Raw genomic sequence first — 23398 nt, 5'->3', positions numbered from 1 at the left:
GCGGCCTACGGCGTCGTGCTCGAGTTTCCTGCGCCAGCAATTCGAGGTGAGGGGCAATTGAGATGACTGCGCTGCTCTCCCGCAACCCTGCCGCCGCCTATCGCCGGGTCGAAGTCGATGCCCGAATCGAGGCGGCTCGCGGCGGCGAGCTGACCCGGATCTGCCTTGAGGAGGTGGTGACCGCGCTCGGACAGGCCCTACTCGCGATCGAGCGCAATCCCGGCGTGGCCCCGCGCGAGGCGCTTGCCCGGGCGCACGGGATCGCGCTCTGGCTCGGCCGCTCTGTCGATCCAGCCAACCCGCTGCACGAGGCGCTTGTGCAGTTCTATGGCGGGCTGGCGAGCCTTATCCGGCGCAACATGGTACGCGCCGTGCCCGAAGAGATCGCGCAGGTACGCTGCGATTTCGCCGACCTGCTCGAAGCGGCGGAGGCTAGCTGATCCGCCGTTTCAGCCGATCCAGCCCGCGATGATTCGCGCGGCGTCTGCCGGGTCTTCGAAAGGGTGGAAATGGGTCCGGTCGGGGCGGTGCAGATCTTCGCCTCCGGGGATGGTCGAGGCGAGCTGCGGCCAGGTCGGCGAGCTCTTGAAATCGGTGAAGTCGGTCTGCTTCGCGCGAACGACCAGCGTCGGCGCCTCGATCCGCTTCACCGCTTCAAGAATGCCCGCATTGGAGCGGCTGGAGGCATAGACGCTCGCTTCGACTTCCGGCGAACAGGCGAGTTCGTATCCTTCTCCGCTTTCCTTCGGCAGCAGGCCATGGCGGCAGTAATCCTCGAACACGCGAGGCTCGAACAGGCAATAGGGATCGCGTTCGCGGAATCGCTCGATCATCGCTTCTGGCGAGGCGAAGTCGCGCTTGCGCCGGATCGCTGGATGGGGAGCATCGCCGGTGTAGAGCGCCGCGTCGGGGGCGTAGAAATCGGGGGCGCAGATGACGGGATCGAACAGGACGAGCCTGCTGAAGGCTTTGGGTTTGTCGGCAGCGCATTGCGCTAGGACATGCCCGCCCATCGAATGGCCCACACCCACGGCTCGGCGGATACCCAGCCGGTCGAGTACCGTCTTCACGTCCTCGGCGACGATCCGCCAGTCGTCGATCGGCTCGCCTGCGGAGCGCCCATGTCCGCGCAGATCGAGCGCGATGCATCGCCTGTCGGGGAAATGTTCGATCACCGCGTCCCACACCCGCGCGTGGAAGCCGGTCGCATGGGCGAAGATCAGCGGCGGCTCGGAATTGCTCGGTTTGCCAAGCCAGTCGAAATGGGTGAGGCGCACGCCCCCTACCTCGACCTGGTGGGTGGCGGGCGCGGTTCGTGTCGGCATGTTTGGTCTGATCCCGTTTTCTCGGCCATCGGCCGATTGGTGCTGCAGGCCTCATTCCTACAGCCGGCGCGAGGGTCAACCTCCCCCTTTTGCGAAACGGCCCCGCCGAAACTTGCGGCACCGAGATGCGCCTCGGGATTTGATTTGTCGCGCGCAGCCTCTATCGGGTAATCCGCGATCCGCCCGAACCCTCCCATGCCTTCACCCGGAGAATCCCCCTTGCCCGATGCCGCCCCTGCAGACCCGGCCCTGACTGCCGAGTTTCGCAGGCTGATGAGCCTGTTCGCGACTGGCGTGTGCGTCGTCTCCGCCCCCTCTGCCGACCACGCGGAGAATGGCGGGATCATGGGGATGACGGTCAATTCTTTCGTCTCGGTCTCGCTCGACCCGATGCTGGTGTGCTGGAGCCTGCAGAACGCCTCGAGCCAGTTTTCGGGCTGGCTGGAGACGGAGCGGTTCGCGATCTCGATCCTCGCCGAGAGCCAGCAGGCGGTCGCCCGCCGCTATGCCGCACGCGCCTCGAGCGGGCTGATCGAGTCCGATTTCGATTGGAGCGAGAACGGATTGCCCGTGGTCAAGGGCGCGCTCGCGCGGATCGAGTGCCGCCACTGGGCAAGCCATCCCGCGGGCGACCACACCATGATCCTGGGCGAAGTGACCGCGATGGACGCGCCCGAGGCCTCCGACAACGCTGCACCGCTCGGCTTCTTTCGCGGGCGTTTCTGCCGCGTCGGGGAATGAGCGTCCCGTTCATTACAATGCCGTCCGGCTGCCCTATATGACGCCGCATCGATCCATCTGACGAGATCCCCCATGCCAGTTTTCCATTCCGACCGCCGCCACTTCCTTTCCGCCACCGGCACCGCCTTTGCCGCGCTCGCCCTGAGCGGCTGCATGATCCGCACCGCGGGCCGCGACGGAATGCCGGGTGCGAACGGAGCGTTCGCCGGATATGGCCCGCTGCGGTCCGATCCGCAGGGCCTGCTCGACTTGCCCGAAGGGTTTTCCTACCGCGTGCTTTCCCGTCTCGGCGATGCGATGGACGACGGCGGCACCGTGCCCGACCGCGGCGATGGCATGGGCGCGTTCGACATCGGCAATGGCGAGATCGCGCTCGTCCGCAATCACGAACTTCAGCCGCAGCATGATGCGGGCGGACCGATCGCCCAGGGCTTCGGGACGCGGAACGGTGAATTCGTGCCCGGCGGGACGACGACGATCGTGCTCGATGCCGGCACACTGGCCGTGAAACGCCAGTTCCGCTCGCTCGGCGGGACGATCCGCAATTGCGCGGGCGGGACGACGCCGTGGGGCACCTGGCTCTCCTGCGAGGAAGCGCCGACCGGGCCGGGCCAGAAATATGGCGACGGCCTAGCGCGCAATCACGGCTGGGTGTTCGAGGTTCCCGCTACCGCGAACGGGCTGGTCGATCCGGTCCCGCTCACCGCGATGGGGCGTTTCAACCACGAAGCGGCCTGCGTCGATCCAGAAACCGGCTTCATCTACATGACCGAGGACCGCGACGACAGCGTCCTCTATCGCTTCGTGCCCCGGATGTCGGGCGACCTGGTGAAGGGTGGCCGCTTGCAGGCGATGGCGCTCGAAGGACTGGCCGACACGCGCAACTGGGCAGGCAGCGCGATGCCGGTAGGGCGCGGTTACGACGTGCGCTGGATCGACCTTTCCGACGTGGAGGCGCCCGCCGACGACCTGCGCCGGCGCGCCGCGGCCGCGGGTGCGGCGCTGATCGCGCGGGGGGAGGGGCTGCACATGGGCGCGGGCGAAATGTTCGCCTGCGCGACCAGCGGCGGGGCGAAGGGGCTCGGCCAGGTCTTCCGCCTCGTGCCCGGACGCCGCGGCGCAAGCGACCGGTTTGAGCTGTTCTTCGAAAGCGAGACTGAGGAGCAGTTCAATTACGGCGACAATCTGTGCGTGGCGCCCAACGGCCACCTGATCGTGTGCGAGGACCAGTATACCGAGGTCGTCGACAACCATCTGCGCGGGATCACGCCCGCTGGGCGCGCCTATGATTTCGCGCGTCTACGGACCCAGACCGAGCTTGCCGGGGCGTGCTTTTCGCCCGATGGCAGGTGGCTGTTCGTCAACGTCTATTCACCGACCGCGACGCTCGCGATCATGGGTCCGTGGGCGGCCTGAGGAAAGTCGCAAGGCTTGCATTGAGCCTCCGCATCCTGTGTAGCCCGAGGCCATGCAGGACGGCCCTTTAACAATGGCGTGGCGCTTCGCGATCGACCGGGGCGGCACCTTCACCGATGTAGTCGCGGTGACGCCGGATGGGCGGTTGGTCACCGACAAGCTGCTGTCCGAAAAGCCCGGCCATTATGCCGACGCGGCGAGCGAAGCGATCAGGCGGCTGATGGAGGCTCATGGCCCGGACGCGCCGGTCGCGGAACTGCGCATCGGCACTACGGTTGCGACCAATGCGCTGCTCGAACGCAAGGGCGAACCCCTTGCGCTGGTGACGACGCGCGGCTTTGCCGACGTGCTCAGGATCGGCACGCAGGCGCGGCCCGAAATCTTCGCGCGGCACATCGTCCTGCCCGAACAATTGCCGCGCTGGGTGGTCGAGGTGGACGAGCGCGTTAGCGCAGCCGGGAAGGTGCTGACGCCGCTCGATGAAGAGGCAGCCCGGCAGCGACTCGAGGCGCTGCGGGGCGAGGGCTGTGATGCGCTCGCCATCGTCCTCATGCATGGCTGGCATTTCCGCGATCATGAGAAACGGCTGGCGGAAATCGCGCGCGAGATCGGCTTCGCGCAGGTCAGCGCAAGCCACGAGGTCGCTCCGCTCATCGGCATCGTTGCGCGCGGGGATACCAGCGTGGTCGATGCCTATCTCTCGCCGGTTCTGAAACGCTACACCGACGGATTGCAGGCCGAATTACCCAACGCCGGACGGCTTCGCTTCATGCAGTCCAATGGCGGGTTGGCCGAGGTCGGCGCGTTCCGGGGCAAGGACGCGATCCTGTCCGGGCCCGCAGGCGGCGTCGTTGGCATGGTCGCGGCGAGCGCACCGCTCGGCAATGGGAAACTCATCGGTTTCGACATGGGTGGGACCAGCACCGATGTCGCGCACTACGCAGGCGAATATGAACTCACCGGCGACAATGTCGTCGCAGGCGTGCGGGTCGCCGCGCCCATGATGCAGATCCATACCGTTGCGGCGGGAGGCGGGTCGATCTGCTCCTTCGATGGATCGCGTTTCCGCGTCGGTCCGGACAGCGCGGGTGCGGACCCCGGCCCCGCCTGCTACCGCAAGGGCGGGCCACTTACCGTCACAGACTGCAATCTCTTCCTCGGGAGGCTCGATCCCGCCTTTTTCCCGCGCGTCTTCGGACCCGGCGGCGACGAACCGCTCGACCGGGGAGCGGCGCGGCACCGGCTGGAGGAGGTGGCGGAGCGCCTGCCCGAACCAAGGAGCCTCGAGGACATTGCCGAGGGCTTCCTCGACATTGCGGTCGACAACATGGCGAACGCGATCCGCAAGATATCGGTCGCGCGCGGTCATGACGTTACGACCTATGCGCTCGCCTGTTTCGGCGGGGCGGGCGGTCAGCACGCCGTGCGGGTGGCGGACCGGCTCGGGATCGAGACGGTGCTGGTCCACCCGCTTGCGGGGATATTGTCCGCCTATGGCATCGGCCTTGCGCCGGTAAAGGCGATCCGGGAAGTGAGTTTCGGCGAGGAACTGGGCGCGGATGTGTCCGGGCCGCTCGGGGAACTGGTCGAGCAAGCGCGCGGAACGCTGATCGCGCAGGACATCGCCCAAGAGGCTATCCACGTCGAACGCCGCGCCCGCCTGCGGTTTGCAGGGAGCGACAGCAAGCTGACCGTTCCGGTCGGGGAACCTGCGGACATGGCCGCCGAATTCCGCGCGCTGCACGCGAAGCTCTACGGCTATTCGGACGACGCTGCCGCGATCATCGTCGATGCGTTGAGCGTCGAAGCGAGCGGGACCAGTGGCGGGCTTGGCGCGGCGCAGGCCGAACCGCTTGCCGTTTCGGGCGAGGCTTCGGGCGACTGGCGCACGGTGGAACGAGCCGCGATGGGCGCCGAAATGGCTGGAGGAGAGGCAGTGGACGGCCCCGCTCTGGTGATCGATCCGGGCTCCACCACCGTCATCGAACCCGGCTGGCAGGCGCGCCTCGCCGAAGAGGGCAGCCTTGTCCTCACCCGCAGGGTGCCCTTGCAGCGCGAGCAGGCGATGGGAACCGCGGTCGATCCTGTCAGGCTCGAAATCTTCAACAACCTGTTCATGGCGATCGCCGAGGAAATGGGCGTCGTCCTGCGTTCGACCGCAACGAGCGTGAACATCAAGGAGCGGCTCGATTTCTCCTGCGCGCTGTTCGATGCCTCCGGAGCGCTGATCGCCAACGCGCCGCACATTCCCGTGCATCTCGGCAGCATGGGTGACAGCATCGCGCGGGTGATCGAGGTGCGGGGCAAAAGCCGCGATGGACGCGGGTTTCGACGGGGCGATGCCTATGTCCTCAACGATCCTTTCCGCGGCGGCACGCACTTGCCCGATATCACGGTGATCGTTCCCGTCTTCTACGATGACGAGGCCGACGAACCGGGCGCCTTCGTCGCCGCGCGCGGGCACCATGCCGATATCGGCGGAATCGCGCCCGGATCGATGCCGCCCGAAAGCCGTACGATCGTCGAGGAAGGAGTCCTGATCGACAATTTCCTGCTCGTCGACGAGGGACATTTCCGCGAGGCCGAGATGCGCGCCAAGCTTGCCGATGCGCAGCACCCCGCGCGCAACCCGGCGCGCAACATCTCCGACCTTCGCGCCCAACTCGCCGCCTGCACCCGCGGGGCGGAATTGCTGCGCGGCGCGGCGGCGGAGCAGGGGGGCGAGGTCGTTGCCGCCTATATGGCCCACGTCATCGACAACGCCGCCGAAAGCGTGCGCCGCCTGCTGGGCGGTCTGGAGGACGGCGCGTTCGAATATCCGATGGACAATGGCCTGACCGTCAGGGTGGCGATCCGGATCGACCGCGAGGCCCGCAGCGCCGTGTTCGACTTCACCGGGACGAGCCCGCAGCACGAGGGCAATTTCAACGCCCCGCGCTCGATTACGCGTGCGGCCTCGCTCTATGTCCTTCGCACGCTCATCGACGACGAAATCCCCATGAACGACGGCTGCCTGCGCCCGGTCGAACTGATCGTTCCCGAAGGTTCGATGCTCAACCCGAGACCCGGCGCGGCGGTGGTGGCGGGCAATGTCGAGACGAGCCAGGTCGTCACCGACGCGCTGTTCGCCGCGACGGGTCGCCTTGCGCCGAGCCAGGGCACGATGAACAATTTCACATTCGGCAATGACGAACACCAATATTACGAAACAATCGCGGGCGGATCGGGTGCGGGCCCCGACCATGACGGGACCGACGCGGTGCAGACCCACATGACCAACAGCCGGCTGACCGATCCGGAAATTCTCGAAACGCGCCTCCCGGTCCGGCTGGATCGCTTCGCCGTGCGCGAAGGTTCGGGCGGTGAGGGGTTTCACAGGGGCGGCGAGGGGGTCGAGCGCCGCGTCACCTTCCTCGAAGCCATGCGCGCCAACATGCTCGCCAATCGCCGCGCGGTGCCGCCGCGCGGCATTTGCGGCGGTGGCGATGCAGCGCCGGGAGCGAACTGGGTCGAGCGCGAGGACGGCAACCGGGTCGAACTCGGCGCGACCGGATCGGCCCGTGTCGAACCGGGCGATACCTTCGTCATCCTCACCCCCGGCGGCGGAGGCTGGGGCGCGCCCGGGCGCTAGGCCGGGGCGCCTAGATCAGGCCGCGCGCCATGTAGTGATCTTGCGGCTCTCTGGCTTCGCCATTGTCGGCGACGCATGTTTCGAAAGCGCGCGATTGCGACAGGAACACCTCGCCATTGAGTTCCTCGAGGAAATGCGAGCGTTTCAGCCGGTCCATCACTGGGCCCTTGACCTCCGACAGGTGGAGACCGACCCCTGCATCGCCCATCCGGTGATTGATCGCCTCGAGGCTTTCGAGCCCCGATGCATCGATCGCGTTGACCGCCGAACACATCAGGATGACGTGGCGCAGTTCGGGCTTTTCCGCGACCCGGGCGAGCACATATTCCTCGAGCCAGCGGGCGTTCAAGTAGGTCAGGCTTTCATCGATCCGGATCGACAGGACATGCGGCACGGTGAAGACGTCGTGCCGGTCGACATTGCGAAAATGCTCGGTTTCCGGAACGCGCCCGACGATCGCCGCGTGCGGCCTGCTGGCGCGCCACAGGTAAAGCAGCAGGCCGACGCCGACCCCTGCGATCACGCCCATTTCGACGCCCGCGATCAGGGTGATTCCGATGGTCGCCACGTGCGCCGCGAAATCGGACTTGGAATAGCGCCAAAGTCGCCCCGGCGTCTTGAGATCGACGAGGCTGAGCACGGCGACGATGATCGTCGCGGCGAGCGTCGCGATGGGCAGGCTGAACAGCAGCGGGGTAAGGAACAGCGAGGCGAGCGCGATGCCCACAGCTGTGAACGCGCCCGCCGCCGGGGTCTGCGCGCCCGCGTCGAAATTGACCACCGAGCGCGCGAAGCCGCCCGTCACCGGGTATCCGCCCGACAGCGCGCTAGCGATGTTCGACGCGCCCAATCCGATCAGCTCCTGGTCCGGTGAAATGCGCTGGCGGCGCTTGGCGGCGAGGGTCTGCGCGACCGAGACGCTTTCGACGAAGCCGATGATCGAGATGAGGAGCGCAGGCACCCACAGCGCCTCGATCAGCGACAGGTCGGCGGACGGCAGAGCGAAGGGCGGCAGACCCGGCGGGATCTCGCCGGTGATGGCCACGCCCTTTTCGCCTAGATCGAAGACGATCACCGCGATGATGGTCAGCGCCACCGCGACGACCGGCCCCGCCTTGGCGATCATGTCGGCGGGCTTGTCGGCAATGCCGAGCCGCATGAGAGCAGGCTTCGCCCCCTTGCGGACCCAGAACAGGAAAGCGAGCGCGGGAATACCGATCGCGAGCGTCCAGGGGTTGGTCGTGCCGAGCGAAGCACCGATGCTGCCGAGCATTTCGGGCCAGTTGTCCCCGCCGCCGCTCACGCCGAGGATATGGCGCAGCTGACTGGTCGCGATCAGCACGCCGCTGGCGGTGATGAAACCGCTGATGACCGGATGCGACAGCAGGTTCGCCAGGAACCCCGCACGCAAGAGGCCAAGTATGGCGAGCATAATGCCCGACAGGAATGCGAGCGTGATCGCTGCTTCGAGATAGGCCGCCGTGCCCTGCTCGGCGACCGCTCCGGCCGCAGAGGCGGTCATCAGCGAGATCACCGCCACCGGCCCGACCGCAAGCGTGCGGCTGGTCCCGAAGATCGCGTAGAGCACCAGCGGCAGGATCGAGGCGTAGAGCCCGACGACCGGCGGCAGTCCGGCAAGCAGCGCATAGGCGAGGCTCTGCGGGATCAGCATGATCGTGACGATCACCGCCGCCACGAGGTCGCTGGAAAGCACCGAGCGGTCGTAGCTCCGGCCCCATTCGAGGATGGGCAGATAACGCTTCAGCATGCTCCGCTTCTTTTCGTCACGATGCGATCAGGCCGCCCGGCCCGGCCAGCCATTCGCGGCCCTTGAGCATCCCGTTCCAGTAAAGCCAGGGGAGGAAATCGGCCTTGAGCATCCATGAAAGCCGCTGCGGCTTCGTCCCGTCGACGAGCCATTCGGGAAAGCTCGGCATGAGCTTTCCGCCATAGCCGAATTCGGCGAGCACGATCTTGCCGCGTTCCACCGTGAGCGGGCACGAACCGTAGCCGTCATAGCCCGCGCGCGGCCCCTTGCGGGAAAGCTGCTGGAGCACGTTGACCGCGACCACAGGCGCCTGCTTGCGCGCGGCGGCGGCGGTCTTGGCGTTGGGCATGCCGCCCGCGTCGCCGACGCCGAAGACATTCGGATATCGTACGTGCTGGAGCGTGTGCTGGTCGACATCGGTGAAGCCCGATTCCGCTGCCAGCGGGCTGTCGGCGAGAAATTGCGGCGCGACCTGGGGCGGGACGACATGGAGCATGTCGAAATCGCGCGTGACCTCGCCCTCTTCGGTCTTGAAAGTCGCCGTGCGCGCGGGCCCGTCGACCGCGACGAGATTGTTGCCGAGCTGGAGCGCGATGCCGTATTTACCGACATAATCCATCAGCGCGGGAACATAGTCGGCAATGCCGAACAGCGCGCCGCCCGCATTGCAGAATTCGACTTCGATATCGCCCAGCACGCCGCGCCGCAGCCAGTGGTCGCAGGAAAGATACATCGCCTTTTGCGGCGCGCCCGCGCATTTGATCGGCATGGGCGGCTGGGTGAACAGCGCGCGGCCGCTGCGCAGGGTCTGCACCAGTTCCCAGGTATAGGGCGCGAGGTCGTAGCGGTAGTTCGAAGTCACCCCGTTCCGCCCAAGCGTCTGCTCGACCCCTTCGATCTGTTCCCAGGCAAGGCGGATGCCCGGCGCCACGACGAGAACGTCATAGGCGACGGTGGACCCGTCGGCGAGCGTGACCTGATTGTCCTCGGGCCGAAAGCCGGCGGCCGCCTGTCTCAGCCATGTCACGCCTTTCGGCATGACGCTCTCCATCGGGCGGACCGTTACCTCGGGCTCGAACACGCCGCCGCCCACCATGGTCCAGCCGGGCTGGTAGGCGTGGGTGTCCGAAGGTTCCACGATCGCGATGTCGAGCCCCTTGCGCCGCTTCAGCAACGAGCTCGCGGTCGCGATCCCCGCCGCGCCGCCGCCAATGACGACGATTGTGTGTCTGTGCGTGCCGGCCATGTTTTCTCTCCCTTTTATGTGGTGCTCAGCCGCCGAGCCGTGGGGCAAGCGCGCTGAGATCGTATCCGGCGGCCTTCGCGTCCCTCAGGCGTTCATCGGCGCTGCGGGCTGCCGGGTTCGCGAGCGTCTCCAATGTGATCGACCGCGTGCCGGTGCGGCAGTATGCGATCAAAGGCCCCTGCGTGCCGCGCCGCACCGCTGCGAAGGCGGCGATCGCCGCATCGGGGAAGGCTCCGCCCGCAACGGGGATGTGGTGGAAGGCGAGGCCCGCCTGCGTCGCAGCGGCGCGCAGGTCCTCGAGCGGGGGCTGGCCGGGCTCTTCGCCATCGGGGCGATTGCACACGACCGCGACATAGCCCTTGTCCGCAAGCGTCTTCATGTCCCCAGGAGCGATCTGCGGCGAGACGGCGAAACCGGGGGTCACTTCACGAATGTCCATCACGGGTTCCTTTCGGTGAGGCGGACAAGGCCCATGCCGGCAAGCATGGCGATGACGAAGACGGCAGCGCCGACCGGCTCGATCACGAGCGCGGCGATGCCCGGTCCGGGGCACAGACCGGCAATGCCCCAGCCCACCCCGAACAGCGCCGCCCCGCCGATCAGGCGTGCATCGAGGTCCTTGCGCGTGGGGATCGCGAAAGCCTCGGCAAAGAGGGGATGGGCGAGGCGCGGCTGCAAACGCCACACCAACACCATGACGAGGACCGCCCCGCCCATGACGAAGGCAAGCGTGGGATCCCAGTCGCCGAACAGGTCGAGAAACCCGCGCACCCGCGCAGGATCCGTCATCCCGCCGAGCGCCAGCCCCGCGCCGAATACGACCCCCGAAAGGAGCGCAACGATCGAGCGCGCGTTCATTGCAGCACCTTGAGGCCAAGGGCGTTCATCGCCGCGACGGTGGCGAAACCGGTTGCCATGAACGTCGCCGTCGCGACGATCGAGCGAGACGAGAAGCGGCTCATCCCGCACACGCCGTGCCCGCTGGTGCAGCCGCTGCCGAGCTTGGTGCCGACACCGACGATCAGCCCTGCAATGGCAAGGACGAGCGGCGAGGCGAAGCTCGCCTCGATCCCGCCCAGCATCGCCATGATGACGAGCGCGCCGAGCGGCAGGCCGATCACGAAGGCCCAGGCGGAGCTGCGTTCCATCCCGCTCCCGCCGAGGCCCGCGGCGCGCGCGGCGATACCGGAGACGCCCGCGATCCTCCCCGCGCCAAGCAGCATGATCGCCGCCGCAAGGCCGATCAGCACGCCTCCGGCCAGCCCCGCAAGCGGGGCGGCGTCAGGGAAGCCTGCCAAGGTCATACCGCGTTGACCGGGATCTTGATGTAGCTCACGCCGTTGTCCTCCGGATCGGGCAGGCGCCCGCCGCGGATATTGACCTGTACCGAAGGCATGATGAGGTTCGGCATGGCGAGCGTCGCATCGCGCGTCGTGCGCATCTTCACGAATTCGTCCTCGGTCACGCCGTCCTTCACATGGACGTTTTCGCGCCGCTGCTGGCCGACCGTCGTCTCCCAGGCATAGTCGTCGCGGCCCGGTGCCTTGTAATCGTGGCACAGGAACAGGCGCGTCGCCTCGGGCAGCGAAAGCAGCCGGCGGATCGACTGGAACAGCTGGCGCGCATCGCCGCCCGGGAAATCCGCCCGCGCGGTGCCGAAATCGGGCATGAAGATCGTGTCGCCCACGAAGGCCGCATCGCCGATGATGAAGGCCATGTCGGCCGGCGTGTGGCCAGGGACGTGGAGCGCGATCCCGTCGAGCGTGCCGACCTTGAAGGTTTCGCCGTCTGCGAACAGGTGGTCGAACTGTGATCCGTCGCGCTCGAAATCGGTCCCGGCATTGAACAGCTTGCCGAACACGTCCTGCACGCGGATGATCTCCTTGCCGATCGCCAGCTTTCCGCCGAGCTTTTCCTGGAGATAGGGCGCAGCGGAGATGTGATCGGCATGGGCATGGGTCTCGATCAGCCAGGTCACTTTCAAATTGTTCAAAGTGACATATTCGACAATCCGATCGGCAGAGCCATGCGAAGTGCGGCCCGAGGCGGATTCGTAATCGAGCACGGAATCGATGATCGCCGCCTCGTTGGTCGCGGGATCATGGACGACGTAGCTGATGGTGAAAGTGGCCTCGTCGAAGAAGCCCGCGATCGTGGGGCGCTTGGCCTTTTCGGCGCGTGCGGCTTCGATCTGGATGGTGGCTGCTGCGAGAGCAGAATCGGTATTGCCCATGACACTCTCCTATAAAGTTACATAAAATGTGTATATGTATTGCATTCGAACTGTCAAGTGCTATGAGGGTGGCGATGAACGAGGCAAACGAGAATCCACCCCGTCCCGCAGGGCTCAGGATCGGCGACAGGGCTCCCGATTTCGAAGCCCGCAGCACGATCGGCCCGGTGCGGCTGTCCACCTTTCGCGGGCGCTGGCTGATCCTGTTTTCGCACCCGGCCGATTTCACCCCGGTGTGCACCACCGAATTCATGGAACTCGCCCGCCACGCGCAGGAATTCGAGGCGCTCGATTGCGAACTCATGGCGCTTTCCGTCGACAGCCTGTTCGCCCATTTCGCCTGGCTTCGGATGATCCGTGACCGGTTCGGCGTCGAGGTGCGGTTTCCCATCGTGGAGGACCCGACGCTGGTGATCGGGCGCGCCTTCGGCATGGTCGCCCCGCAGGACAATGACAGCGCGGCGGTGCGCACGACCTATTTCATCGATCCTTCGGGCACGATCCGGGCGATGACCTGCTATCCCGCCAATGTTGGGCGTTCGACGCCCGAAATGCTGCGCACATTGCGAGCGTTGCAGGCGATCGATGCCGAGGGCGGGCTCGCCCCGGCCAACTGGCAGCCCGGCGAGAAACTGCTTTGCGCGCCGACCCATGATCTCGATGCGGTCTATGCCGCGAAGGACGCGGTGTCGTGGTTTCTCGACCGCGAAGGAGACGAGGCATGAGCGATGCCCCCCCGATCCAGGAGCTCAAGGCGATCGCCCACCCGGTGCGTTTTCGCATTCTCGAAGTGTTGAGCGCAGGCGAACTCAGCGTGGGAGAAATCGACCAGGCCGCCGATATCGGTCAGCCCGCGCTTTCGCAGCAGCTCGGCGTCCTGCGCAAGGCGGGCCTCGTCGAGACGCGCAAGGAAGCCAAGCTCGTCTTTTACAGCCTCGCCGCCGAAAGGATCGCGGCGCTTTCTTCAGCGCTCGGCCGCATTGCGGGAAGCGGGCAGGGCGAGCCCGCCGTGCTGCGCACTCCCGCGCCCGGCGTTGCCAATTTCGCCCGGCTGACCTGATCGAAAAGGCGCCCGCGCGGCCCTACTTGTCGCGGAACCGCCCGATCACCAGCGCCGCCACCGCCAGCAGCAGGATCGCGCCCGCATCGAAGACGACATTCTCGGGCGCCATATCCTTGCCCTGAAGCACAATCAGCCGCGCGATGGCGGTGATCGCGATGAAGATCGGGAAGACGAAGAACGCGCCCTTGCCGGTGTAGAACACCGCGATCATGCCGATCACTTCGGTGTAGAGGAACATCAGGAGAAGGTCGGCAAGCTCGATCCGGCGGTCGGCAACCACCGACCAGACCTCGGTCCCGGCGGCCACCAGCGTCATCACCATGGTGACGATCAGGAGCGCGCGTTCGACCCAGCGAAAACCGCTCTCTGCGACAAGCAGGTGCCTGTCCTCGATCTCCTCGTCGAGGTCGGTCGGGGGGCGCGGCTCGGCCATGACGGTGATGATACAGCAAATCCCTTGATCTTCCATGCCTTTCGCGCCGCGCCTTTTCGCTTGCGGATGCGCGCAGGGATTCTAGGGTCGCGCCGACAACACGAACAGGGAGGGGCGCTTCACGATGAAAGCGATCACCACGATGCGGGCCGTGACGGCCCTTGCGGGGAGCGGAATCGCCGCAGCCTCGCTGGCGGGAAGCCCGGCGAACGCGCAGGAGCGCGCGATCGCCTTTACCGATGCGACGATCCTCACCATGGCGGGCGAGACGATCGAGGATGGCACGCTCGTGATCGAGGACGGCAGGATCGTCGCGGTCGGGAGCGATGTCGCGGTCCCCGCCGATGCGGAGCGGCGCTCGATGGAAGGGCGCGTTATCATGCCCGGCATCGTCGACACCCATTCGCATATCGGCCAGGTTTCGGGCGCGGATTCCTCCGGGCCGATCCAGCCCGAAGTGCGCGCACTCGATTCGATCAACGCGCTCTCCTCGAACATCGCCAAGGCGCGCGCGGGCGGGGTCACCACCGCCAATGTCATGCCCGGTTCGGGCCATCTGATGAGCGGCCAGACCTATTACATGAAGCTGCGCGACGGAAAGACGGCCGAGGACATCGCCTTCGAATACAAGGATGGTGTCGCGCTCGGCGGAATGAAGATGGCGAACGGCACCAATTCGATGCGCGGCAATGGCGGCTTTCCCGGCACGCGCGCGAAATCGGCGGCGCTGGTGCGTGAAACCTTCGTCGAGGCGCAGAGCTATTGCGACGGCGACAAAAAGAAACGCGATCTGGCCAAGGAAGCCCTGTGTGAAGTGCTTTCGGGTGAACGGCTGGTCCATTTCCACACCCACCGCGCCGACGACATCATGACGGTGCTGAGGCTCAAGCGCGAATTCGGTTTCGACGTGCTGATCCAGCACGGGACCGAGACCTACAAGGTCGCCGACAAGCTCGCCGAGGCGGGCATTCCGGTCTCGAATATCACGCTCGACGCTCCGGGCGGCAAGCTCGAGACGATGGATCTGAGACTCGACAATGCGGGTATTCTCGAACGCGCGGGCGTGCTCGTCTCGATCCATTCCGACGATCCGATCGTCGATTCGCGCATGATGCTGCGCGAGGCGGCGATGGCGGTGCGCGGGGGCATGAGCCGCGATGGCGCCCTGAAGGCGCTGACCATAAACGGGGCGAAGCAGATGCGGCTCGACGAGCGCGTCGGATCGCTCGAACCGGGCAAGGACGCGGATTTCCTGATCCTCTCCGGCGATCCCTTCTCGGTCTACACGCACGTCCTCGAAACCTGGGTCGAGGGCGCAAAGCTGTTCGACCGCAGCCGCGAGGAAGACCTCGTGATGGCGACCGGAGGATATGGCGCGGGCAGCCCGCTCGAAGCGTCGCACCACCATTGGGAAATCGCCGCAGGGGAGGCCGGGCAATGAACATGATGACCAGGCTTTTCGCAGGCGCCGCCGCGCTCGGTTTCGCCGTTTCGGCACACGCGCAAGACATCGTCGTCAAGGGCGAGCAAGTCCACACCATGGCAGGGCCGATGATCGCAAACGGCGTTGTGGTGATCGACGACGGCACGATCGTCGCGGTTGGCCCCGCAGCCAGCACTCCGCTTCCCGAGGGCTTCCGCGTGATCGAGGCGAAAGTGGTGACGCCCGGCCTCGTCGATGCGCGCACGGTGGTCGGCCTTGCTGGCTATCTCAACCAGGCGCAGGATCAGGACCAGCTTGACGAAAGCGCGCCGGTCCAGCCGCAACTGCGCGCGATCGACGCCTATAACCCGCAGGAGGTGCTGGTCGAGTGGCTGCGCGGCTTTGGGATCACGACGATCCACACCGGGCATGGCCCGGGCGCGCTCGTTTCCGGGCAGACCATGGTCGCCAAGACCGCTGGACTGACCGCCGACGATGCGGTGATCCGGGGCGAGGCGATGGTCGCGGCCAATCTCGGCCCATGGGCGCTCACCGACGGCAGCAAGTCGCCCGGCACGCGCGCCAAGCAGATCGCGCTGCTGCGTACGGCCCTGCTCGCCGCGCAGGCGGAGGATGAAGACAGCGAGGACAAGAAGGGCAAGTCCAAGCCCCCCAGTCTTGAAACGCGGGTCATGCGCGCCGTGCTGGCGGGCGAGCGGCCCCTGCTTGTGACCGCGCACCGATCGCAGGACATCATGAGCGCTTTGAGGCTCAAGGAGGAATTCGGCATCGACCTCGTCCTCGACGGGGCATCGGAAGCTTATCTCCTGACCGATGCTATCCGCGAAGCCGGCGTGAACGTCATCCTCCACCCCCCGATGATGCGGCAATATGGCGAGCTCGAGAATGCGAGCTTCACCACCGGCGCCGTGCTGTTCGAGGCGGGCATACCCTTCGCCTATCAGTCGGGCTATGAAGGCTATGTCCCCAAGACCCGCGTCGTGCTGTGGGAAGCCGCGATCGCCGCGGCGAACGGGCTCGAATGGAACGAGGCGCTTGCCGCCATCACAATCGATGCCGCGCGCATCCTCGGGGTGGAGGACCGCGTCGGTTCGCTCGAAGTCGGCAAGGACGGCGACGTGGCGCTCTTCGACGGCGATCCCTTCGAATACACTTCGCATGCGGTCGGCGTCGTGATCGACGGCGAAGTGGTCAGCGACACGCCGCAATAGCCGGGAATGTTCGCAAGCACGGGCCACTGCCCGGCGGCGTGAGCGATTCGCAGGCGAACCCGTGACGCGTTAAGGAACCGGGCTTCAGCAGGGTGACCATGACATCAGGCTAGGCCCGGGTCCTCGCGCTTCGGCAGACTGTCGCCAGGTGGTCAGGATCATCCGCATCAGGCACGGGATGGCGCTTTGCCTGCCTTGCCGGCTTGCGGCCCGATATCCCATAAACGAAAAAAGCCCCGGCATCGCCGGGGCTTTTGTGCATCCGTTCGCCGCTTCTCAGGGGCTGCCGAAGAGAACTCCGATCCATTTCCACATAGAAACCTCCTGTAAGCACACCGTGTGCTGCCAAGTATGGTTAACAGAGTTTTAATGGATTGCAAGGTCACGCTGCCATTCGGGCATCCTTCAGCAGTTTGGCCAGCGCCTTTGCGGGGATGGCCTGGGAAAAATAATACCCCTGCGCCATGTCGCATCCAAGCGCACGCAGCCTGTCGGCGGTTTCCTTTTTCTCGACCCCTTCGGCGACGACGGATTTCGACATGGAATGAGCCAGTTCGATCGTGCCCCGGACCAGTTCGTCCCCATCCTCCGAAGAACCTACCGACGAGACGAAACGGCGGTCGATCTTCAGCTCTGCGCTCGGCAGCTGCCTGATATATTCAAGGTTCGAATAACCCGTGCCGAAATCATCGATCGAAACCTGGGCTCCGAGCGCGACGAGGTCCGCGATCGTTCGCCTGGTGCTCTCGAAATCCAGCAGCACGGATTCCGTGATTTCGATGATGATGTTCCTGGCCGGAACGTCGTGTTTGGATAGGATCAATGCGACATCTTCGGTGATGTCCCCTCTGGTAAGGGTCCGTGAACAGAAATTGATGCTGACCCTGAATTCGGGGTGGGAACCGAGAATGTCCCCAAGATCGCTCATGGCGCGGTCGACAACGTACAAGGTGAGCTCGTCGATCAGATCGTGATCTTCGGCGAGCTTCACCGCTTCCTGTGCGGCAATCGGGCCGAGCTCGGGATGATGCCACCGCAGGAGGGCTTCGGCACCGACGATCCGGCCGCTCGGAAGATCGATCTTGGGCTGGTAACCCAATTCGATCTTCTCGTCCTCGATGGCGGATTCTAGGTCCGCGAGAAGCTTCTGGTGCCGCTCAATTTCAGATACGTGCGCTTCGTCGGAAATGCAGAGGTCGTTCCTCAGGTAAGAGCATTGTTCGCAGGCCAGCATGGCGTGGGAAATGCGCCTCCTGAGGTCCATCTCGTGATTGACGTCCACGCCCAGCACCGCCCCCAGTTTGGTGCCTTGCCGATCCTTGCCCAATGTATGCCGAACGATCGCCAGCAGACCTTCTCCATGCTCTCCGATTTCGCTTCGGGATAGCGCAGGCGCACACCAGACGAGCGTATCTCCCTCGACGGCGAACTCGGTATCGATCGAGAGCGACGGGTCGGCCTGCGCCACAAGCCGGGCCACTTTCTCCATGAACTGCGCCGCGCCGTGCGCCGCATCGCCTTGTTTGCGGTTCGGCAGGTTGAGGAGCCGCAACGCATAGACATCGCTCTGCGGCGCTGTGCCGTCTCCGGCTGTGGCTTCGAGCTTGAGGAGGCTGGTAGCATCCTCATACTTACCAAGCGCAACGCGCTTGAGGCCTCTTGCAGCGATGCCCATGGCGATCATCGCCGGGAAGATTTCGAAATAGACGCCCAGGCGATCGAGAGCCAGAGGGGCGAGCGAAAGGATGGCGACCGCCGTCCAGGTCAGCCTTCTCGACGGATGCGCCTTGCGTGTCTGGGCGATGATGATGGCGAGCGCGAAGAGCAAAGCGGGATACCAGCTCAGCTCAAGCGGCGCCCCGTCCTTGAGGGTGTGAGCGCCCAGCACGTGAAAATAGACGCCGGGCATCTGATCGCCCATCGGCAGACGATGCAGATCCGGGGAATTCAAGTGTGTCGGTGCGACGACAACCTTCTTTCCTGACAACGCAGAGGCCGGGACGCGATCGAAGATCACATCCGCATAACTCAGGGTGGGAATCGTCTTCACCTCGAAAGCCCAGTCTGGCCGATACCAGATTTCCTCGCCGCTATAGGATGCCAGGACGGCGGATATCGAGGGAATGTCCTGGCCGTCGATCTTGCTTGAAGTCGGGAAGCGCACGGCAAGTCCGAAGGGCGCTGCCTGCCCCATCATGGATGCCAGCAAGGCCTCGCTGCGCAAGGCCGGCGTCGGCATGAGGCCGTCATGCTGATTAAGGCCGTTGTCGGTTTTCGGCATGGCGCCCAGCCAGACCCGCCCCTTGAACCTGCGAAGCGCCTCTACGAACGCGCGGTCCTCATCCGGCTGCGCGGGGCTTGCATAGGCGCGGTCGAACAGGACCCGGGACGTCCCCTTTTCGAACAGGCGCGTCAGGAGCACGGCGTCATGGCTTCTGGTTGGAGGCTGCCAGCCCAGCTCGTCCATAGTGGCGTCGTCGATCGCAATGACCACGATATCGTCCGGCGCGTTGCGGGCCCTGAGTTCGGCCCTCGCGGTGCGATAGGCGTCTTCAAGCGGGAGAGGCAATTCGATGAGACCGGCGAGCGCTCCGATCAGGACCGCGACAAGGGCAACCCGGCGCCGCCGTCGCTGGACAGCCGACAATGCGTGGCTCCGCCGGCCGCCGTTAAGGTTGCCGAACCATCCCCGGACGGTTGCCATAAGCTTGGCTGGCGTGGTTGATCGCTTTTGCATTGTGATTGCCTGACCAGCGCACGTTTACGAGCTTTAGGTTGTTAAATTGGCAGCAGAGCAGGCTTAATTTCGTCTTACCATAAAGCCTGGCGCTCTCGCCAAGTGGACGATGCGCTCGTCGGCACAAAGCCCGATAGTCGCCTCAAAAGCAACCGGTTACACTGCCATCGCGTGCAGGTCATCCGTGAAAGGCTCGGGCGGATGGAATTTGCGGAGAACCCGTTTGCGGGCCAATTGCATGAAATGCGCCCGATTTGGCGCACGGATGGCGATTGCCCGACCTCGGTCAGGGGACTTGATCCGCATTTCGCCCTTGCCTTAGCCAGGCAAAGTCAAGCTTGACCGGATGGTCGGAACGGGGTCGTCAGCAAAGAAGCCGCTTGCAAGCGGTGGCGTGGCACACCTATCGGCCCGCTATCAGGGCAAGCTTTAGAGCTACCTTACGGTTTGGTTTGTGTTCTTTGGTTGGAGCCCGAAGTTTCTGCCACGTAGGAGCAGAGCCTCGGGCAGTTTTGATGCCCTCCGTTGGGCGTGAAGGTGGCGGCCGAGGTTGGAGACCCCGGCCGCCCTTCGATCCTCACTTGCGGAAGATCAGGCGTTTTCGGCCCTCGTCTGTTCCAGTTCACGACTGGTTTTGACGGTCTCGTAAACGCCAAGGCCCAGTGCAGCTCCTTGGATAATAATGAAGAGAGGGATCAACATAAGAAAGTCCTTTGGTTGTCCCGCCGCTAGAAAACCAAACTCAGACAGATGCAGTCGCACCCAAATTTGAAAATGGTTGGCATTGATCCCGAGGTCTGGAACTCGTTCGCATCGTGACAGATACAAGCATGATGTGATCCACGACCTTAGCGTGAAAATGTGCGTGGCCCGCCGAAGTTTCGGGTTTTCGCATGATCTGTTTGCAAGCAGGATCGCGTCATCCGCAAACTTGCCTTTTTTGGCCCCATTTTTTGTCGTAATTTTGCTCGCGAAGACCTGTGCTGTACAGCATTCGAAGCGATCGAAAACGCTCGGGGCCATGTCGGACAAGATGGTCGCGGGACGAGGGAACGCGCCATGCCCTGTCCGTTCCAATCTCTTACCTGCATCGCTCTCGAACGGAAGCATGATGCTTGAGCCGCCGCGGCGATATGGCAACTTCAAACAAGCTGTGAGGCGCACAGTCAGTGAATTGTCGGCAGGATGCGTTCCTACCCTGCACATCGTAGGGAGTAAGACTTTACCGCGTTCACACTAGCTAAAGAAACAGGTCACAGGGCGATTCTGCAGATTTCCTTAAGTGGCCGGCTGGTCATAATCGGGCAATTTACGAAGGCGTCGGAATTCTAGCGACGGCGAGGTTGATTATGGCAAATAACCGATCCGAGAAGCCCTTCGAGCACACTGAAAGCGGCAGACTTTCCCCCGTCGAATCTGCGCCCGAGGGCGAGGAGGCAACGGCCAGTTCCTGTCTTGCCGATAGTGAAAAGCAGGAACGGAGCACACTCGACGAAGCTGTCCGAAGCTACGAGCTTCGTCGCGTTCGTGATCGAGTGTTCGAGGATCTAAGCATCTTTGGCGAGCCGCCGTGGGATATGCTTCTTTATCTGTACATCCATGAGGCGCGCGAGCAGCTCGTCAGCGTCGATCAACTGATCATTTGTTTAGCCGCTTCAAAAACGATGGCCTCGCGCTGGCTGAAAGCTCTCGAGAACGCAGGCTTGATTAGAACGACTGATTTTGGACCAGAAGGTTGCCTTCGGCGCGTGAGCCTTACTTCTGACGGCTATGAGAGGATGACTCGGTGTTTGAGCCATCTTCCGGTCTAAGAGCTGGTTCCACGGGCAAACCAATAGGTCTCGCCTCAATCTCGCGCTTTAGCGTTTCGCAAGCTTCCGAGAGCTTTGCAGCGGTCAACAGGAAGCCTGCGCTATCGAGAATCAGTAATTCCGAATTTAGACGCGCCAGGATTGGCTCGATTGCTGCCGTCTTCGAGACCGGCCGATTCTCTCTCATGGCGCTTTAACTCCTCGGCAAGCCCGGCCATCTGCGCAGAAAATGCGAGTAAATTGCGCTCGGGATATTCACAAGGGGAAGTTGTAACATTCTATGAAACTCTCACATTGCAGCGCATTGTCAAAACATTCCGTCGAAGCTCTTCTCAAACCGTTGCCTGTTTCGACAGATTAAGTGGCGCTCCATCGGGATAATCTGGAGGCGCTGACGTACTATCTTGTAGAGGGCAGCGACCGCGATGCTGCCGACGAACTCATTATGGAGCTGGTGGGATCGGAAGGGCGGATTATGGGGAGGCGGTGCGGGCGGACGCAGAACCTTGGAAAGCGTGAGCGCCCCAACGAGTTTAAAGCGGATGGACCGCTTACGCCCCAAATTTGGACTTAGGCTCAGGACCCATTAAATCACTTGCGCTGGCGGCAGTCGATTGATTCAATAGCGGCAGCAAGGAGGTGCTGCCGATGTCCGGGCTGTGGTTGTTGAGCGAGGCGCAGATGCGCCGGATTGAGCCCTATTTTCCGTTGTCGCATGGGATCCCACGGGTCGATGACCGGCGGATTGTGAGTGGTATCATCTTCGTGATCAGGAATGGATTGCGCTGGCGTGATGCGCCTGCCGGCTACGGCCCGCACAAGACGATCTATAATCGCTTCATCCGCTGGAGCCGCCTGGGCGTGTTCAACAGGATCTTTGCCCAGCTCGCCGCCAAGGGCGGAAAGCCCGATCAGCTGATGATCGACGCCACCCACCTCAAGGCGCACCGGACGGCGGCAAGCCTGCTAAAAAAGGGGCTCTACCCAGACGTATCGGCCGCACCAAAGGCGGACTGAACTCCAAGCTGCATGCAGTCTGCGATGGCAAGGGCCGGCCATTGATCATGCTGCTCAGCGAAGGGCAGATGAGCGACTACAAAGGGGCTGCGCTGATGATCGAAGCCTTCCCCAAGGCCGAGGCGTTGCTCGCCGATCGGGGCTACGATGCCGACTGGTTCCGCGCCGCTCTGGAACAGCGCGGTATCGCTGCCTGCATCCCGTCAAAAACGAACCGCAAAGTGCCCATCCCCCACGACGCGGTGCTCTATCGCCAACGCCACAAAGTCGAGAACATGTTCGGCAAACTCAAGGACTGGCGACGCATCCACACCCGTTACGACCGATGCGCCCACACGTTCATGTCCGCCATATGCATCGCCGCAACCGTCATCTTCTGGCTGCCGCAATGAGTCCTGACCCTAGGTGAAAACATGCTCCGCGGAAGGAGCTAATCTCGGACGTTATGAGTCCTGAGGTAAAGGTTAGGCAGCCGGATACGAGGAGCGTCCTGACCTAAGCCGCCGAAATTCGGCCGTTCAGGCTGATGCGACTTGAGAGAAAGAAGCTCTAGGTAAGAGAGCGGAAATTGACACAGCTGGAAAGCGGCGCGACTGTTCAACATGATTTTCTTTCGCTTGATTGCCGCATGCGCCCTCCCGTTGACCTTGGCAGTTCCGGCCGAGGCAGAAGCTTCTGACTGTCCTGACCCAGCGCTCGCGCGGGATCAGGTCGAAGATACAATCCATGCATTCTTCGATGCCGTTCGTTTGCAGGACAAAGCGCCGCTAAGGGGTCTGGTCACGGAAACCTTCTACGCATTCGACGTGGGCAAACGCTTCCCGGGCATCACGCTCGGCGATATCATAAGCGATGCTCTTGATGCCGGCCTACAGATTAACTGGAACCTCGGCCCTATGGACACGAAGGTCCGTTGTGACGTGGCATGGTCGCAATGGGAAAACACCGGCAGCGTAGGAAATCCCCCTGACCCGAAGCCTGTCCGCTGGTTGGAGTCCGCAGTGCTCGTTTATGAAGACGGACTTTGGAAGCTCGACTTCTTTCACTCGCAGCGGGCTGAGCAGAACTAGACCGGAAAGGATGTGCCTGTTCGCAGACCCCTTCACCAAGCTTCCTTCAGCGTCTGGGCTGCCCCGAACGGATCCAAGGGGAAGCCCGTGGAAAGGCTCGACACGGGACGCCGGCGTGTGCCTTGATCAGCCACACGGCGCTCGACCCTAGAGTATAGTCCTGCAATCGTTGATCCATCCTGCAATTATCGCGCGTTTCGGCGGGCCACATTGGACTGGTCGGAAACGAGGCTTCGGAAGCGTCGGGTTTCC

Annotated in this window: 21 protein-coding genes; 11 read left to right on the top strand and 10 right to left on the bottom strand. The window is 64.0% G+C overall.

The window, feature by feature from the left end; all coding sequences use genetic code 11:
• Positions 1 to 62: 62 nt before the first annotated feature.
• Complete coding sequence (locus tag Ga0102493_RS13745; protein WP_034902003.1) at positions 63 to 440, top strand: hypothetical protein; 378 nt, start codon at positions 63 to 65, stop codon at positions 438 to 440.
• A gap of 9 nt (positions 441 to 449) precedes the next feature.
• Here Ga0102493_RS13745 and Ga0102493_RS13740 read toward each other — a convergent pair whose 3' ends face one another.
• Complete coding sequence (locus Ga0102493_RS13740; RefSeq protein ID WP_034902001.1) at positions 450 to 1325, bottom strand: alpha/beta fold hydrolase; 876 nt, start codon at positions 1323 to 1325, stop codon at positions 450 to 452.
• Between the two features lie 219 nt (positions 1326 to 1544).
• Between Ga0102493_RS13740 and Ga0102493_RS13735 the strand changes: the two genes are divergently transcribed.
• From Ga0102493_RS13735 to Ga0102493_RS13725, 3 genes are all read left to right on the top strand, one after another.
• Complete coding sequence (locus tag Ga0102493_RS13735) at positions 1545 to 2066, top strand: flavin reductase family protein (RefSeq protein WP_161490073.1); 522 nt, start codon at positions 1545 to 1547, stop codon at positions 2064 to 2066.
• Positions 2067 to 2138: 72 nt separating this feature from the next.
• Positions 2139 to 3482: an alkaline phosphatase PhoX gene (locus Ga0102493_RS13730; protein WP_034902000.1), complete on the top strand. Its 1344-nt coding sequence runs from the start codon at positions 2139 to 2141 to the stop codon at positions 3480 to 3482.
• 73 nt (positions 3483 to 3555) lie between these two features.
• Positions 3556 to 7113 (top strand): hydantoinase B/oxoprolinase family protein, encoded by a 3558-nt coding sequence (locus Ga0102493_RS13725; RefSeq protein WP_174544544.1) that lies wholly within the window; start codon positions 3556 to 3558, stop codon positions 7111 to 7113.
• A gap of 10 nt (positions 7114 to 7123) precedes the next feature.
• Here the strand turns inward: Ga0102493_RS13725 and Ga0102493_RS13720 are convergent, their stop codons facing one another.
• From Ga0102493_RS13720 to Ga0102493_RS13695, 6 genes are read right to left on the bottom strand one after another with little or no spacing between them, the layout of a single operon-like run.
• On the bottom strand, positions 7124 to 8881 hold the full coding sequence (locus Ga0102493_RS13720; protein ID WP_034901996.1) for a SulP family inorganic anion transporter: 1758 nt from the start codon (positions 8879 to 8881) through the stop codon (positions 7124 to 7126).
• A 16-nt stretch (positions 8882 to 8897) separates the two neighbouring features.
• On the bottom strand, positions 8898 to 10127 hold the full coding sequence (locus Ga0102493_RS13715) for an NAD(P)/FAD-dependent oxidoreductase (RefSeq protein WP_034901995.1): 1230 nt from the start codon (positions 10125 to 10127) through the stop codon (positions 8898 to 8900).
• 25 nt (positions 10128 to 10152) lie between these two features.
• Positions 10153 to 10566 (bottom strand): TIGR01244 family sulfur transferase, encoded by a 414-nt coding sequence (locus tag Ga0102493_RS13710; RefSeq protein WP_034901994.1) that lies wholly within the window; start codon positions 10564 to 10566, stop codon positions 10153 to 10155.
• Positions 10566 to 10985 carry a DUF6691 family protein gene (locus Ga0102493_RS13705; RefSeq protein WP_034901993.1) on the bottom strand — a complete coding sequence of 140 codons (420 nt, stop codon included), beginning with the start codon at positions 10983 to 10985 and terminating at the stop codon, positions 10566 to 10568. The genes Ga0102493_RS13710 and Ga0102493_RS13705 overlap by 1 nt, the downstream gene beginning before the upstream one ends.
• A complete protein-coding gene (locus tag Ga0102493_RS13700; protein WP_034901992.1) occupies positions 10982 to 11431 on the bottom strand; it encodes a YeeE/YedE family protein in 450 nt (149 codons plus the stop codon). Before Ga0102493_RS13700 ends, Ga0102493_RS13705 begins: the two co-directional genes overlap by 4 nt.
• Complete coding sequence (locus Ga0102493_RS13695; RefSeq protein ID WP_034901991.1) at positions 11428 to 12360, bottom strand: MBL fold metallo-hydrolase; 933 nt, start codon at positions 12358 to 12360, stop codon at positions 11428 to 11430. Before Ga0102493_RS13695 ends, Ga0102493_RS13700 begins: the two co-directional genes overlap by 4 nt.
• A gap of 74 nt (positions 12361 to 12434) precedes the next feature.
• On the opposite strand from Ga0102493_RS13695, the gene Ga0102493_RS13690 reads away from it, so the two are divergent.
• On the top strand, positions 12435 to 13085 hold the full coding sequence (locus Ga0102493_RS13690; RefSeq protein WP_051697723.1) for a peroxiredoxin: 651 nt from the start codon (positions 12435 to 12437) through the stop codon (positions 13083 to 13085).
• The gene (locus Ga0102493_RS13685) at positions 13082 to 13420 is read left to right on the top strand and encodes an ArsR/SmtB family transcription factor (RefSeq protein ID WP_069297560.1); all 339 of its coding nucleotides are present in this window, start codon (positions 13082 to 13084) and stop codon (positions 13418 to 13420) included. The genes Ga0102493_RS13690 and Ga0102493_RS13685 overlap by 4 nt, the downstream gene beginning before the upstream one ends.
• 22 nt (positions 13421 to 13442) lie before the next feature.
• On the opposite strand, the gene Ga0102493_RS13680 is transcribed toward Ga0102493_RS13685, so the two are convergent.
• A complete protein-coding gene (locus tag Ga0102493_RS13680) occupies positions 13443 to 13892 on the bottom strand; it encodes a phosphate-starvation-inducible protein PsiE (protein ID WP_236922236.1) in 450 nt (149 codons plus the stop codon).
• Between the two features lie 88 nt (positions 13893 to 13980).
• Here Ga0102493_RS13680 and Ga0102493_RS13675 point away from each other — a divergent pair, with 88 nt between their 5' ends.
• Complete coding sequence (locus Ga0102493_RS13675) at positions 13981 to 15297, top strand: amidohydrolase family protein (RefSeq protein WP_069297559.1); 1317 nt, start codon at positions 13981 to 13983, stop codon at positions 15295 to 15297.
• Entirely contained in the window at positions 15294 to 16511 is a 1218-nt protein-coding gene (locus Ga0102493_RS13670; RefSeq protein ID WP_034901984.1) for an amidohydrolase family protein, read from the top strand. Before Ga0102493_RS13675 ends, Ga0102493_RS13670 begins: the two co-directional genes overlap by 4 nt.
• Positions 16512 to 16893: 382 nt before the next feature.
• Here the strand turns inward: Ga0102493_RS13670 and Ga0102493_RS13665 are convergent, their stop codons facing one another.
• Entirely contained in the window at positions 16894 to 19248 is a 2355-nt protein-coding gene (locus Ga0102493_RS13665) for an EAL domain-containing protein (protein WP_083228529.1), read from the bottom strand.
• A gap of 591 nt (positions 19249 to 19839) precedes the next feature.
• The gene (locus Ga0102493_RS16030; RefSeq protein WP_150132488.1) at positions 19840 to 20358 is read right to left on the bottom strand and encodes a hypothetical protein; all 519 of its coding nucleotides are present in this window, start codon (positions 20356 to 20358) and stop codon (positions 19840 to 19842) included.
• A 239-nt stretch (positions 20359 to 20597) separates the two neighbouring features.
• Here Ga0102493_RS16030 and Ga0102493_RS13660 point away from each other — a divergent pair, with 239 nt between their 5' ends.
• The 3 genes from Ga0102493_RS13660 (at position 20598) to Ga0102493_RS13640 (ending at position 23146) form a co-directional block, all read left to right on the top strand.
• Entirely contained in the window at positions 20598 to 21059 is a 462-nt protein-coding gene (locus tag Ga0102493_RS13660) for a hypothetical protein (protein ID WP_051697717.1), read from the top strand.
• A 648-nt stretch (positions 21060 to 21707) separates the two neighbouring features.
• Positions 21708 to 22468 (top strand): IS5 family transposase gene (locus tag Ga0102493_RS15810; protein WP_150132387.1). Its coding sequence is split into 2 segments (ribosomal slippage): positions 21708 to 22041 and positions 22041 to 22468, totalling 762 coding nucleotides; the frame shifts between segments, so codons are not numbered across the junction.
• Between the two features lie 210 nt (positions 22469 to 22678).
• Positions 22679 to 23146, top strand: coding sequence for a hypothetical protein (locus tag Ga0102493_RS13640; protein WP_034906708.1), 468 nt, complete (start codon positions 22679 to 22681; stop codon positions 23144 to 23146).
• Positions 23147 to 23398 lie beyond the last annotated feature (252 nt).

Origin of the sequence: Erythrobacter litoralis, assembly GCF_001719165.1 — a bacterium.
Classification (GTDB): domain Bacteria; phylum Pseudomonadota; class Alphaproteobacteria; order Sphingomonadales; family Sphingomonadaceae; genus Erythrobacter; species Erythrobacter litoralis.
This window is presented reverse-complemented; position numbering and strand designations above follow the sequence as displayed.